This window comes from Micromonospora echinaurantiaca, assembly GCF_900090235.1.
Lineage (GTDB): Bacteria > Actinomycetota > Actinomycetes > Mycobacteriales > Micromonosporaceae > Micromonospora > Micromonospora echinaurantiaca.
Genome location: NZ_LT607750.1, coordinates 6,525,502 through 6,539,156 on the forward strand (window position 1 = coordinate 6,525,502; position 13,655 = coordinate 6,539,156).

The window sequence follows — 13,655 nt, forward strand, 5'->3', positions numbered from 1 at the left end:
GACACCGACGGTCCCTCCGAGTAGGTTGCATCCGACGCCTACCGGAGGGACTCGTCGTGTCGTATCCCGATCAGGCCCCGACCCGTCGGCCGGCCGTGGTCGTGCTGGCCGCCGCGGTGCTGGCCGTGATGGCGGTCGCCGCGGTCGGGTACGCCGTGGCCGGCCTGCTCGCTCTCGGCGGCGCCGTCGCGGAGTTCCGGTCGGCCGCCGCCGGCACCTCGGCCCGACCCGACGAGATCGACGGCATGGTCACCCTGCTCCGGGTGTCCACCGTGCTCACCGCGGTGGTGAGCCTGCTGGGCGGGCTGCTCCTCGCCGGGCTGGCCCTCGGCCTGCTCGCCGGCCGCTCCGGCGCCCGGGTCGGCACCTGGGTGGTGAGCGGGCTGGGTCTGCTCTTCGGTTGCTGCGGGCTGGCGGTCCTGGTCGGGCAGCGGGCCGCCCCGCTGCGGCTGGGCGCCGACGAGCGGACCACCGCCGAGCTGCTGGCCCTGCTCGGCGACGCCCAGCCGGGCTGGTGGCTGCCGGTCAACGCGGGGCTTTCCGTCGGCCAGGTGCTCGGCTACCTTGTGGTGGCCGCGCTGCTGGCCCTGCCGGCGGCGAACGCGTGGTTCCGCCGGCGCCCGCCGGTCGGGCCGACCGATCGGCACCAGCCGCCCGCGGCGCCCCTCGCGCCCCCGTACCCGCCCAGGTGAGGCCCGTGACCGTCGACCAGCCCGACACCGAGCGGCGGGCACTGATCACCGGAGGCACGGCCGGCATCGGCGCGGCCTTCGCCCGGCGGCTCGCCGCCGACGGCTGGCACCTGGTGCTGGTGGCCCGGGACGCCGACCGCCTCGCCGCGACGGCCGCGGAGCTGATTGGCCGGTACGGCCGGACGGTGGAGACCATCCCCGCCGACCTGTCCACCGACGACGGATGCGCCGCGGTGGAACGTCGGCTCGCCGCGGAGCCCCCGGTCGAGCTGCTGGTGAACAACGCCGGGATCAGCCTGAACACGCCGTTCCTGCGGTCGTCCGTCGAGGACGAGTCCCGGTTGCTCCGGCTCAACGTGCACGCGGTGATGCGACTGACCCTGGCCGCCCTCCGGCCGATGACCGAACGCCGGCGCGGGGCAGTGATAAATGTCTCTTCCGTCGCCGGTTTCGGGGCCGTGATGCCGGGGTCGACGTACTCGGCCAGCAAGGCGTGGGTGACCAACTTCAGTGAGTCGGTGGGCCAGTCCGCCCGGCCGTTCGGGGTGCGGGTGATGGCGCTCTGCCCCGGCTACACCCGCACCGAGTTCCACGACCGGGCCGGCATCAACATGTCGAAGACACCGGGGTGGATGTGGCTGCGGGCCGACGACGTGGTCGACGAGGCACTGCGTGACCTGCGGAAAGGCAAGCTGGTCAGCGTTCCGGCGTGGAAGTACAAGCTCGCCGTGGCGGGCCTGCGGCACGCACCGCGGCGGCTGCTCGAGGTGGTCTCCCGGGACACCCGGGGCCGGATCGGCCGCGAGCACGGCTGACCCCGCCGGTCGCGGCCGCCCGGGCCCGCCGGTCGTCGGGCGTCCGGCCCCGTAACGCTCACGGTTGCTCAGCGTAGCCGGACATCGCCACCCATCTTTCGCCCGCAGGGTGGATCCAGGTAGGCCCCGCACACGGCTCACAGACTTCCGCAGTACGCTCTATCGCCATGGGGGCCCACGACGACCTGCGTAAATTCATTACCGACCTGGCTGTGGTCCACGGACGGGTGGTGCTCTCCTCCGGGCGCGAGGCCGACTGGTACGTCGATCTGCGGCGCGTCACGCTCCATCACCAGGCTGCGCCGTTGGTCGGCCGGGTGATGCGTGACCTCACCGCCGACTGGGCGTACGACGCGGTGGGTGGGCTGACTCTCGGCGCGGATCCGATCGCGCTGTCGATGCTGCACGCCGCGTCCGAAACTGATCGCCCGCTGGACGCCTTCGTGGTCCGTAAGGCGGGCAAGGCGCATGGGTTGCAGCGCCGGATTGAAGGTCCGGACGTGGCCGGGCGCCGGGTGTTGGCGGTGGAGGACACCTCCACCACCGGGGGAAGTGTGTTGACCGCCGTCGAGGCCCTTCGCGAGGTCGGGGCCGAGGTGGTGGGTGTGGCGGTTATTGTTGATCGAGGCGCCGGCGACGCGGTGCGAGCCGCCGGATTGCCGTATCGGGCGGCCTATACGTTGGCTGACCTCGGCCTTGTGGCGTAAAAGTCTGCCGATTCGGATCTGCTGATATGCAGGCGGATCGATGCTGCTGGTGGAAGGATGGAATACGTGGGAACTGCGTTGGCTGAAATGACTATGCCTCAGATCTCGCCGCTTGCCGGCGAGCCGATCGAACGTGCCGATGCCGAGCGTCTCGCCGGGGTCCTCAAGGCCCTCGCCGACCCCGCCCGGTTGCGGCTGCTCAGCCTGATCCAGTCGGCGCCCGAGGGCGAGGCGTGCGTGTGCGATTTGACCGCGCCGCTCGGCCTCTCGCAGCCGACGGTCAGCCACCACCTGCGGATCCTCACCGAGGCCGGCCTGCTGGAGCGGGAGAAGCGTGGTGTGTGGGCGTACTACCGGCTGGTCCCGACCGCGATCGCCACGATCGCCGATCTGCTGACCCCGCCGCGCAAGCGGGCCACCAAGAAGGCTCGCTGACCCGTTCCGATCGTCCGGTGCCATCCCAGTTCGGGACGGCGCCGGACGGCCGGGCCGATCAGTGCTTGCCGTAGTGCTCGCGGGTCTCCCGGATCGCCTCCTCGGCGGCGGCCCGCTCCTGCGGGGTGGTGCCACGCTTGGCCGCCATCCGCGCCCGGAGCAGCTCGACCACGATCGGGACCACCGAGATGCCGACGATGGCGATCAGGATCAGCTCGATGTTCGCCTTGACGAACGGGATCTGGCCGAGGAAGTAGCCGAGCACCGTCACGCCGGTGCCCCACAGGATCCCGCCGATCACGTTGTAGGTCACGAAGGTGCGGTAGTTCATCCGGCTCACCCCGGCCACGATCGGGGTGAAGGTCCGCACGATCGGCACGAACCGGGCCAGCACGATGGAGCGGGCGCCGTACTTCTCGAAGAAGTCGTGCGCCTTGAGCACGTTCTCCTGCTTGAACAGCCGCGAGTTGGGGCGACGGAACAGCGCCGGGCCGACCTTGCGGCCGAACGCGTAGCCGACCTGGTCGCCGGCGATCGCGGCAATGGTGATCAGCAGGCAGACCAGCCAGAGCGGCCAGGTGATGTACTGCCCGTCGGCGGTGAGCAGGCCCGCGGTGAACAGCAGCGAGTCGCCCGGCAGGAAGAAGCCGATCAGCAGGCCCGACTCGGCGAAGACGATGACCAGGATGCCGAGCAGCCCGAACGTCGAGATCAACACCTCTGGATCGAGCCAGCTCGGCCCCAGGGCCAGGGTGGTGGTGGGCGTCGGCACGAGCTGACCTCCGATGAATGCCGGTTCGGTGACGGAACGTCCGTAGTCTAGGTGGCCGCCCCACGCGGCGGTGCTCGACGTCACACCGGCGCCCGGGCCGCCCTGCTCAGCGTGGCGCGACGACGAGCGTCTGCACCGCCCGGCCCACCGTGCCGGCGGTGTCGGCCAGCCGGCTCTCCGCGACGCCGGAACCGTGCGGCCCGATCGTGGTGGCCGAGTCGAGCAGCAGCCACTCGCCGCGGGGCGGCCGGTGCAGGGTCACCGTCAGGTCGACGTTCACGAAGAGCCAGCGGGCCAGGTCCAGCCGGGCACTGACCCCGCTGCCCGAGTCGGCCACCAGCAGCGCCAGCTCCGCCGGGCGGACCGGCTCCGCGGGCAGCAGCGGGATCCGGGGCCGTACCCACACCCGGGCCGGACCCGGCTCGGCGAACGCGCCGGCGACGAAGCGCCATTGCATCGCCGCCAGGTAACCGGCGGCGTGCGCCGACGACCAGAACTCCGGCTCGGTGCCGGCGTCGGGCCCGGGCGCCGGCGGCGCGTCGTCGGGCGTCGCCGGTGTCGGCTCGGCCGGGGTGAGGATGCGCCAGCCCCGGGCGTGCAGCACCTCCTGCCCGCCCGCCTCGGCGATCCCCTCCACCAGGGTGATCCGGCGACCGGCGCGCAGCGTCCGGACGCGCAGGCTCAGCTCCGCCACCGGAACCGGGCGCAGGATGTCCACCGACACCCGGGTGAGCGGCTGACCGTCGACCGGATCGTGGTCGGCGAGCGCCCGGGCGAGCAGCGCCGACGGCGGTCCGGCGTGCTGGGCGGCGGGATCCCACGGGCCGGCGGTCGCCGGGGTGGCCACGAACCGGTTCGCGCCGGCCGGCTCGTAGAACGCCTCGTACGTCATGGTCGGCGACCATACCCGCCGGTACGCCCCGCCCGGGTGCCCCGCCGGCCGCCTACAGCCGCGGGTCGACCGGCTCCGACTCGCAGGCCAGGATCGCGAAGACCAGCTCGTGCCGCCGCCACAGCGGCGCACCGGCCACCAGGGCGTCCAGCGCCGCCAGCCCCAGGCCGTGCTCGCGCAGCGCCAGCCCCCGCTTGCGCCCCAGCGACCGGCCGCGCAGCGCGGCCAGCTGCTCCGGCTCGGTGTAGCCGGGGCCGTAGATGATCCGCAGGTACTCCCGGCCCCGGCACTTGATGCCCGGCTGGAGCAGCGAGCCCCGCTCGCTACGCGCGGCGAGCCCGGCGTACGGCTTGACCACCATGCCCTCGCCCCCGGCTGCGGTGAGCGCCAACCACCAGTCGGTGGCGTCGGCCACCGCGTCGGCGTCGGCCAGGTCCACCACCTGCCGCCGGGTCGGCGTGAAGAACTCCGGGTCGGCGGCGCAGAGCCGGTCGGCCAGCGCCAGGTGCCAGCCGTGGTCCCGGTCGGCGTAGCCGGCCTTCGCGCCGGCGAGCACCGCGAACGGGGCGAGGGTCACCCCGCGCAGCCCGTCGGTCGGCCCCACGTACGCCCGGTAGGCGGCCGAGTAGGCCAGCACCTCGTCCCGGCGGCGGGCCATCCGGTCGCGCAGCTCACCCACCGGCAGGCCCCGACCGGCGGCGGCGTCCAGGGCCGCCAGCGCCGCCGGCAGCGCTGCCCGGCCCGCCGCGCCGACCCCGGCGTACTGGTCGCGGATCAGCCCGCCCGCCTTGGCCGACCAGGGCAGCAGCTCGCAGTCGAGCAGCAGCCAGTCGGTCTCCAGCTCGGCCCAGAGGCCCGCCGCGGTCACCGCCGCGCGGACCCGGCCGAGCAGTTCGTCGTCCAGCGGCGCGCCGAAGAACGGCCGGCCGGTGCGGGTGTGCACCACCCCGCCGCCCGGCCCGAACGGGCCGGCGTCCGGCTCCCGGCAGACCAGCACCACCGCCCGCGAGCCCATGTGCTTCTCCTCGCAGACCACCCGGTCCACGCCGGCGGCCCGGTAGTCGGCGAACGCCTCCGCCGGGTGCTCCAGGAAGCCGTCCCGCTGCGAGGTCGAGCAGGGCGCCATCGTCGGCGGCAGCCAGGCCAGCCAGCGCGGGTCCACCGCGAACCGGCTCATCACCTCCAGCGCGGCGGCGGCGTTCTCCGCCGGCACCGTGAGCGAGCCGTACGGGTGCTCGACGTGCCGCCGGCCGACCACGTCGGTCAGCTCCAGCACCAGGTCGGGCCGGGCCGGAGCGGCGGTCAGCGGGCGGACCGGGGCGTACCACTCCCGCTCCGCCGGCACCGAGACCAGCTCCTTCTCCGGGTAGCGCAGCGCGGTGAGCCGGCCGCCGAACACGCAGCCGGTGTCGACGCAGATGGTGTTGTTCACCCACTCCGGCTCCGGGGTGGGCGTGTGCCCGTAGACCACCATGGCCGAGCCCCGGTAGTCGCGCGCCCACGGGTAGCGCACCGGCAGGCCGTACTCGTCGGTCTCGCCGGTGGTCTCGCCGAACAGCGCGAACGCCCGCACCCGCCCCGAGGCGCGGCCCTGGTACTCCTCCTTCAGCCCGGCGTGCGCCACCACCAGCCGGCCGCCGTCCAGCACGAAGTGGCTGACCAGGCCGTCGACGAAGGCCGCCACCTCGGCCACGAACTCCTCGGGCTCCGCCGCCAGCTGCTCCATCGTCTCGGCCAGGCCGTGGGTGAGCCGCACGTTGCGGCCGCGCAGCCGGCGCAGCAGCTTCTGCTCGTGGTTGCCGGGCACGCAGATCGCGTGCCCGGCGGCGACCATGCCCATCACCAGGCGCAGCACACCGGGCGAGTCCGGGCCGCGGTCCATCAGGTCACCGACGAAGATGGCGGTACGCCCCGACGGGTGCGTCGCGTCCACCGGCCGGCCGTGCTCGTCCCGGTGCAGCTGCCAGCCCAGCCGGGTCAGCAGCGCCTCCAGCTCGGCCCGGCAGCCGTGCACGTCGCCGACGATGTCGAACGGCCCGGTCAGCTCGCGCCGGTCGTTGAACAGCTTCTCGTAGCGGATCTCGGCGGCGTCGATCTCGTCCACGCCGCGCAGCACGTGCACCTTGCGGAAGCCCTCCCGGGCCAGCTGCCCGTACGAGCGACGCAGGTCGCGCTGCATCCGGGCGAGCACCTGCCGGCCGAAGGTGCGGTCGGCACGGGCGCCCGTGCGCTCCCAGGCCAGCGCCTCCGGCACGTCCAGCACGATGGCCACCGGCAGTACGTCCTGCTCGCGGGCCACCCGCACCAGGGCGGCCCGGGCGTGCGGCTGGAGGTTGGTCGCGTCGACGACGGTGAGCCGGCCACGCCGCAGCCGGGTGGCGGCGACGTGGTGCAGCGCCTCGAACGCGTCGGCGGAGGCGGACTGGTCGTTCTCGTCGTCGGCGACCATCGCCCGGAACGCGTCCGAGGAGAGCACCTGGCTGGGCGCGAAGTGCCGGCGGGCGAAGGTGGACTTGCCCGAGCCGGAGATGCCGACCAGCGCCACCAGGGCCAGCTCGGGGATGTCGAGGGTGCTCATCGGTTCGCCTCCTCCCGGGTGAACACGGCCAGTTGGGTCGGGGTGCCGACCTCGGGGTCGTCGTCGCCGACCCCGCGGATCACGGCGGAGTAGCCGTAGCTGGTGGCCACCCGGTCGACCCAGGCGGCGAACTCGGCGCGGGTCCACTCGAACCGGTGGTCCGGGTGCCGGAGCCGGCCCGCCGGCAGGCCGTCGTAGCGGACGTTGTACTCGACGTTGGGCGTGGTCACCACGACGGTGCCGGGGCGGGCGTGACCGAACACGGTGTCCTCCAGCGCCGGCAGCCGGGCCGGGTCGACGTGCTCGACCACCTCCATCAGCACCGCGGCGTCGTAGCCGCGCAGCCGGTCGTCCCGGTAGGTCAGCGCGGACTGCCAGAGCCGTACCCGGTCGCGCTGCCGCTCGGGCAGCCGGTCGAGCCGCAGCCGCCGGGCGGCCAGGGCCAGCGCGTGGGTGGCCACGTCGGTGCCGACGACCTCGGTGAACCGGCGGTCGCCGACCAGCGCCGCGAGCAGCGCACCCCCGCCGCAGCCCAGGTCGAGCACCCGGGTCGCGCCCGCCTCGGTGAGCGCGGCGAGGACCGCCTCCCGGCGGCGCGCGGCCAGCGACGGCTGGCGCACGCTGCCCTCGGCGACGCTCTCGTCCACCGCGTCGGGCTCGGCGGCGGCCGGCTCGTCGGCCAGCCGCTGCTCGGCGAGGCGGGCCAGGGCCAGCCCGGCGAGCGCCCGCCGGTGCGCCAGGTACCGGCGGGTGATCATGCCCCGCTCCGGGTGGTCGGCTAGCCAGCCGGCGCCGGCCCGGAGCAGCTTGTCCACCTCGTCCGGGGCCACCCAGTAGTGCTTGGCGTCGTCCAGCACCGGCAGCAGGACGTAGAGGTGGTTGAGCGCGTCGGCGACCCGCACGGTGCCGGTCAGGGTCAGGTCGACGTACCGGCTGTCGCCCCACTCCGGGTGCTGCTCGTCGAGCGGAATGGCGCGGGCGGTGACCGACCAGCCGAGCGGGGCGAAGAGCCGGACCGCCACCTCGGCCCCGCCGCGGCAGCGCAGCACCGGGACGTTGACCTCCAGCGGGATCGGCGTACCGGCCAGCTCCGGCCGCTCCCGGGACTCGCCGCGCAGCGCCGACCGGTACACCTTGGACAGCGCCGAGGAGAGCAGGCTCGACGCCGCGTACGGGCGGTCGTTGACGTACCGCCCGAGGGTGAAGCCCTCCGGGGCCGGCTGCCGGCCGCGACGGCGCCCGCCGGCCAGCCGCTGCGGGTCGACGTCGAGCAGCAGGGCGGCGGTGCAGCGCTGCTCGCCGGCCTCCGGGTAGAACACGTGCGCGGTGCCCACCGGCACGTCGAAGGAGTGCGCCCGGTCGGGGTGCTTGACCAGCAGGTGACCGAGGTCGGTCGCCGGCCGGTGGGTGGTGGTCAGGGTGAGCAGCACGCGCCCAATGGTGTCAGTGCCTTCGATCTTGCGTCGTCCCGTTTTCGGGTCCGGCCGTGGGGCTTCGGTGGTTGCGGTGGGGGGTTTCCGGGGGAGCCCCACCCGCTCCGGGCGGTCAGGCTTGATCCCTGCGCGGGCGGGGCTCCCCCGGAAACCCTCGGTGGTCCGGCGCCGTCCGTCGGTTCCTCCTGGCTGCTGATGGTGGGGTGCGTGCTGCCGGGTCTGGGGCGGGGAAGGGGGTGCGTGCTGTCGGGTTCGGGGTCTGGGGGTGGGGATGGCGGTGGGTGCTGCTTGGGTTCGGGTGGAAAAGCCGGTGCCCCGCCAACGGGGGTCGGCGGGGCACCGGTGGTGCGTGGTGGGTCAGGCGACGAAGCGGGTGCGGCGGCGCTTGGCCACCAGGTAGCCGCCGACGCCGGCGGCGAGCAGCAGGGCGCCGAGGCTGGCGATCAGGCCGGTGGAGGCGCCGGTGATCGGCAGCGTGCCGCCGTCCCCGCCACCCTCGCCGCCACTGGCGTTCACCAGGATCTTCGCGGTGTCGTTGGCCGGCTTCAGGTCGGCGTAGAAACCACCGTCACACTGGCACGGAATGTTGATCTTGACGGTACCGGTCGCGTTCGCGATGACCTTGTCGATCCGGAGGGCGAACTCGAAGGTCTCCTCGTCGCCGGCCTTGAGGAACGGCGGGGCGTAGCAGAAGTAGTTGCGAGCGCCCGGCTCGCCCGGTTCGCCCTGCTCCTCGCCCTTGGTCGGCAGGCAGTTGTCGGGGGCGTCGACCACTGTGGTGCCCTCGGGAACCGCCACCGCCATGTAGGTGACCGACGAGAAGCCGCGGCTGTAGTCGAGGGTGGCGGGGCCGTTGTTGTGGAAGCCGACGGTTGCGATGACCTTGTCGCCGGCCTTGCCCTTCACCTTGTCTCCGATGGCGGCGAGGTCGGTGCCGTTCGTGCCGGTCGCGGTGACCTCCAGGCTCGACCAGTTGTTCTCCGGGTCGATGTCCGCCTGGAACGAACGTGCGCTAGGGGACGAGAGGGTCAGCGGCTCGCCGTCACCGGGCTCACCGACCGAGTACCCGTTGTCGGTGAGGTACTTGGTGAAGTCCTCGAACTCGGCGACGGTCATCCAGTTGTAGTAGCCGTAGTCCCGGCCGGGGGCGTAGGTGTCCTCGCCCAGGCGGTACGCCAGGGTCCCGGAGAGCGACTGGCCCGGGGCCACCTCTTCGGAGAACCGACAGGTGCGAAGCTGTCCGTCCTCGTAGGTGCAGTTGCTGTGCCGCTTGTCAGCGCGGATGGCGTAGTCGTTGTCGAACACGGCGACGGCACCCTTGGCGGTGGTCTGTCCGGCGTTGCCGAGCTTGATCGGCGCGGTGAACCGGCTGCCGGGCGCCGCCGAAACCTTCACCTCATCGCCGCCGGCGAGGTCGACGCCCTCACCGACGCGGATCTGCCCGGTGGCACTCGTCGACGCGAGACCGTCGGCGCTGATGGTGACCTTGAGGTTGCCGACGTCGCCGTCCTTCGCCTCCGCGGTGGGCGCGATGACCACCCTGAAGTAGCCGGAGCCCCAGTCGTAGAGGTCGTGCTCGAAGGGGTCCGTGCACACGAGCACGCCCTCTTCCGGCGCGGTGCAGTCGTCGAAGCCGCCCTCCGACGTGAGCTTCACCTTGCCCCCGAGGTCGCGGTAGTCGAACCGGGCGGTCAGGCCGAACACGGTTACGGGCTCGGAGCTGAACAGGATGGGCGACTCGACCTTGCCGTCTGAGCCAGCGGCGATGGTGGTGTCGTTGACATAGACGCCGAGTTCGATGGCCTCCTCGGCGAAGGCGGGGGTGGCGGAGGCGGCGACGAGCGCGCCTGCGACGCCCAACCCGGCGAGCCAGCGCCGGGTGGAGTTCCTGAGCATTGGGGGTTTCCTCCCGTGGGGGTTACCGGTGGAGTCCGTGGAGCTTAAGGAACCGTTAAGCCGCGCCGCTGACCGGAGAAGCCGCTACCTGCGAATATGGGCCGAACGGCTGATCGGATCGGGCGCAATGCCCGGGTCGCCGGACACGGTCCGTCACCCGCCACCCTGGCTGGTGACGAGTCGCCGGTATCGCGGAAACAGTGCTGTGGTCAGGCGATGAAGCGGGTGCGGCGGCCTCGGGTCAACAGGTAGCCGGCGAGGCCGGCGGCGAGCAGCAGGGCGCCGAGGCCGGCGATCAGGCCGGTGGAGGCACCGGTGATCGGCAGCGAACCGCCGTCCCCGCCGTTGCCACCGGTGCCGCCGTCGCGCGGGGTGACGGTGATCCGCGCGGTGTCGTTGGCCGGGTTGGTGTTGCCGGCCACGTCGATGGTCACGGTGCCGGAGGTGGGCCCGGTCAGCCTGTCGACCCGGAGGGTGAAGGCGAACTCGTGGCGTTGACCCGCTTCGACGAAGTCGGCGTAGGCGCTGCACCCGTATTCCCGGGCGCCCGGCTTGCCGAACTCCTCCATCGGGTTCCAGCCGTCCGCGTCGATCGGAGCGCAGAAGTGGGTCACCTCGACCGCCGTGGTGCCCTCGGGAATGCGTACCCGCAGGTGCGGTTGGGACCGCCAGATCTCCACCCTGGTCGGCCCGAGGTTCTGGTACGCGGCGGTCACCCGCACCCGCTCGCCCAACCGGGCGCTGACGCTGCTGCCGACGGCGGCCATGTCGGCCGTCCGGTCACCGGTGACGGTGAGGTCCACGGCGGTCCAGTTGTTCCACGGCGCGGTGTCGGTCTGCCGGGTCGCCGGCTGCTCGACCAGACGCAACTCCGCGCCGCTGCCACCGGGCGTGTCCGGTGGCAGCGAAACCCCCGGGGCCTGCTCGGCCAGCGCCCAGTCGTCGGGCGTCCACCACTGCAGACGGTTGGCCAGCGCGATGCCGCTGCGCGCGGTCGGATTGAGGACGAGCGGCAGCGGCGCCGAGAGCCGGTAGGTCACCCCGGGCCGCAGTTGCGTGTCGAAGCGGCAAATGGTGGGCAGGCCCTCCCGGTGCCGGCAGTTGCGGAAGTTGCCGGTGTATTCCAGCAGCCAGTCCGCGGTGAAGACCAGCACCGCGCCGTCCGCCGGCCCGGGGCCGGCGTTGCGTACGGTGCTCGGCAGCTCGAGCCGGGCGCCGGGGTCGCCGCTGAACCTGAACCGCGGCTCCGTCTGCAGGTCGACCCCCTCGACGACGGTCACCGTGCTGGACCCGGTGGCGGTGCCGAGCGCCGACGTCGCCGTGATCGTCAGCTCGGCCTCTTCGGCCAGTTCGGCGTCCGCTCCGGCGATCACCTGGTAGTGCAGCCGCGGCGCGTCGCCCTGTCGGTCGAAGGCCGCCGCGCAGCGCACCACGTCACGGTCGCGTGCGCAGTCCCAGCCGTCGCCGGTGACGTCGAAGGCACCCAGCGCCGCCGCCTCGGACGCGTCGATCTCGACGGTCACTGGCACCGGGTTCGGTGGCCAGGGGCCCTCGAGCACGACGTCGATCTGGCCGAGCGCGCTGTGGCCGGGCGCGACGATCACGTCCCGGGTGTAGATCTTCACATCCCCGGCTGGGGCTGCGGCGGCGGGAACGGCGGCGACGGTGACGATCGCGGCCGCGACGGCGGTCCCGGCGAGCCAGCGTCGGACGGAGTGCCGGAGCATGGTGGCGTCCTCCCGGTTGACAGCGGAGCGTGGCCAGGCTCTCACGGAAATCGCTCTACCAGGGGACCGCCGTGCCCGGGCGGCGGGCCGATCGCAACCCGATCGCAACGTTCCGCCGACCCGTACCCGTCATCTGGGGCAGAGCCCGGGAGGTGCAGTGACGTACGAGGAGTTCGCGGACTCGCGGCTGGCCGCGCTGCTGCGGTACGCGGTCATGCTGACCGGTGACCCGCACCAGGCGCAGGACCTGGTGCAGGACACCATGGTGCGGGTCCAGCTCAACTGGCGCCGGGTGGCCCGGGCGGACTCGCCCGAACGCTACGTACGCCGGATGCTGACCAACCAGTACGTCGACTGGCGCCGGGGTTCCTGGATGCGGCGGGTGCTGCTGCGCGCGGAGCCCGACGACGCGCTGCCGGCGCCGGCCGACCACGCCCAGCACGCGGTGGACCGGGACCAGGTCTGGTCCTGGCTCGCCCGGCTGCCCCGCCGGCAACGGGCCACCCTGGTGCTCCGCTACTACGAGGACCTGCCCGACGCCGAGATCGCCGACATCCTGGGCTGCGCCGTCGGCACCGTCCGCTCGTCCATCTCCCGCGCCCTGGCCACGCTGCGCGCCGAATACGTGGAGGCCTGACCGTGATCGAAGACGACCTGCGTGCCGCCTTCGCCCGGCACGAGCCGCTGGCCCCACCCGCCGGTCCGGTGCGGGCCGCGATCGCCCGGCTCGTCGCCGTCCGGCGCCGCCGCCGGCGGCGGTTGCGGGCCGGCGGCGCCGCGCTCGCCCTGCTCGCGCTGCTGGGCGTCGGGATACCGCAGTTCACGCCCGACCGGGTCGCCGAGGACGCCACCCTGCTCACCGAGCCGGGCCGGCGCGCTCCCACCGGGGCGCTGAACGTGCTGCTGCTCGGCGTCGACTCGCGTGGAGACCAGGTACCCCCGCTGGCCGACTCGGTGCTGCTCGTGCACATTCCCGCCGACCGCGGCCGGCCGTTCCTGGTCTCCCTTCCCCGCGACCTGGAGGTGGCCATCCCGGGCCACGGGCGGGACAAACTCAACGCGGCCGCCGCGTACGGCGCGCGGGTGGACGGGGGGCTCGACCTGGTGCGCGGCTACGAGCTGACCCGGCGGACGGTGACCGACCTGACCGGCGTACGCGTCGACGCCGGTGCGGTGATCACCTATCCGGTGCTGCGCCAGTTGACCGACCTGCTGAGCGGGGTGGAGGTCTGCGTGCCGCAGCGGATCCGGTCGAGCCACACCGACCGGGTCTTCCCGGCCGGCTGCCAGCACCTCGACGGCCGCGCCTCGGTCGACCTGCTCCGGCAGCGCCGGGACCTGCCCGACAGCGGCTTCGACCGGGACCGCAACGCCCAGCGCTTCGCGGCCGGCCTGATCCGGCGGGCCGGTGAGCAGGGCGTGCTGCACGATCCGGTGCGGCTCTCCCGCATCGTCGCCGAGATCGGACCGGACCTGAGCGTGGCCACCACCGGCGGATCGCTGCTCGACCTGCTGCAGGTGGTCCCCGAGCTGGCGTCGGTCGAACCGGTCGGGCTCAACCTCCCGGTCGCCGAATCGACGAAGGGCGGCCACTGGGTCCTGCGTCCGGACCCGAAGGCCGCCCCGGTCTTCCTCGCCGCGCTACGCGAGGACCGGCTGGCGCAGTGGACCGCGCAGCACCCGGAGCGGGTCACCCGGCTCCGCTGAG

The 13,655-nt window shown here is 73.4% G+C and carries 12 protein-coding genes; 6 read left to right on the forward strand and 6 right to left on the reverse strand.

Annotated features, from left to right (window positions below; genetic code table 11):
- The first annotated feature begins 56 nt into the window (after nt 1-56).
- The 4 genes from GA0070609_RS29650 (at nt 57) to GA0070609_RS29665 (ending at nt 2,649) form a co-directional block, all read left to right on the forward strand.
- Nucleotides 57-692 carry a hypothetical protein gene (locus GA0070609_RS29650; RefSeq protein ID WP_088996838.1) on the forward strand — a complete coding sequence of 212 codons (636 nt, stop codon included), beginning with the start codon at nt 57-59 and terminating at the stop codon, nt 690-692.
- A gap of 5 nt (nt 693-697) precedes the next feature.
- Nucleotides 698-1,507 (forward strand): SDR family NAD(P)-dependent oxidoreductase, encoded by an 810-nt coding sequence (locus GA0070609_RS29655; protein ID WP_088996839.1) that lies wholly within the window; start codon nt 698-700, stop codon nt 1,505-1,507.
- Nucleotides 1,508-1,674: 167 nt separating this feature from the next.
- Nucleotides 1,675-2,214 carry an orotate phosphoribosyltransferase gene (gene pyrE, locus GA0070609_RS29660; RefSeq protein ID WP_088996840.1) on the forward strand — a complete coding sequence of 180 codons (540 nt, stop codon included), beginning with the start codon at nt 1,675-1,677 and terminating at the stop codon, nt 2,212-2,214.
- A gap of 57 nt (nt 2,215-2,271) precedes the next feature.
- The gene (locus GA0070609_RS29665) at nt 2,272-2,649 is read left to right on the forward strand and encodes an ArsR/SmtB family transcription factor (protein WP_007073957.1); all 378 of its coding nucleotides are present in this window, start codon (nt 2,272-2,274) and stop codon (nt 2,647-2,649) included.
- 58 nt (nt 2,650-2,707) lie between these two features.
- On the opposite strand, the gene GA0070609_RS29670 is transcribed toward GA0070609_RS29665, so the two are convergent.
- The 6 genes from GA0070609_RS29670 to GA0070609_RS29695 all read right to left on the reverse strand — a co-directional run bounded on the left by GA0070609_RS29670 (nt 2,708) and on the right by GA0070609_RS29695 (nt 11,992).
- Nucleotides 2,708-3,421: a DedA family protein gene (locus GA0070609_RS29670; protein WP_088996841.1), complete on the reverse strand. Its 714-nt coding sequence runs from the start codon at nt 3,419-3,421 to the stop codon at nt 2,708-2,710.
- Nucleotides 3,422-3,527: 106 nt separating this feature from the next.
- Entirely contained in the window at nt 3,528-4,313 is a 786-nt protein-coding gene (locus GA0070609_RS29675; protein ID WP_088996842.1) for a thioesterase family protein, read from the reverse strand.
- Nucleotides 4,314-4,365: 52 nt separating this feature from the next.
- Nucleotides 4,366-6,891 (reverse strand): polynucleotide kinase-phosphatase, encoded by a 2,526-nt coding sequence (locus GA0070609_RS29680; RefSeq protein ID WP_088996843.1) that lies wholly within the window; start codon nt 6,889-6,891, stop codon nt 4,366-4,368.
- Nucleotides 6,888-8,321, reverse strand: a complete 1,434-nt coding sequence (locus GA0070609_RS29685; protein WP_088996844.1) for a 3' terminal RNA ribose 2'-O-methyltransferase Hen1 — start codon at nt 8,319-8,321, stop codon at nt 6,888-6,890. The genes GA0070609_RS29680 and GA0070609_RS29685 overlap by 4 nt, the downstream gene beginning before the upstream one ends.
- 360 nt (nt 8,322-8,681) lie before the next feature.
- Entirely contained in the window at nt 8,682-10,220 is a 1,539-nt protein-coding gene (locus tag GA0070609_RS29690; RefSeq protein ID WP_088996845.1) for an LPXTG cell wall anchor domain-containing protein, read from the reverse strand.
- A 209-nt stretch (nt 10,221-10,429) separates the two neighbouring features.
- Nucleotides 10,430-11,992 (reverse strand): cell wall anchor protein, encoded by a 1,563-nt coding sequence (locus GA0070609_RS29695; protein ID WP_157748328.1) that lies wholly within the window; start codon nt 11,990-11,992, stop codon nt 10,430-10,432.
- A gap of 112 nt (nt 11,993-12,104) precedes the next feature.
- Here GA0070609_RS29695 and GA0070609_RS29700 point away from each other — a divergent pair, with 112 nt between their 5' ends.
- Nucleotides 12,105-12,584: a SigE family RNA polymerase sigma factor gene (locus GA0070609_RS29700; protein ID WP_088996847.1), complete on the forward strand. Its 480-nt coding sequence runs from the start codon at nt 12,105-12,107 to the stop codon at nt 12,582-12,584.
- 2 nt (nt 12,585-12,586) lie between these two features.
- Nucleotides 12,587-13,654, forward strand: a complete 1,068-nt coding sequence (locus GA0070609_RS29705) for an LCP family protein (protein WP_088996848.1) — start codon at nt 12,587-12,589, stop codon at nt 13,652-13,654.
- Nucleotide 13,655: the final 1 nt, after the last annotated feature.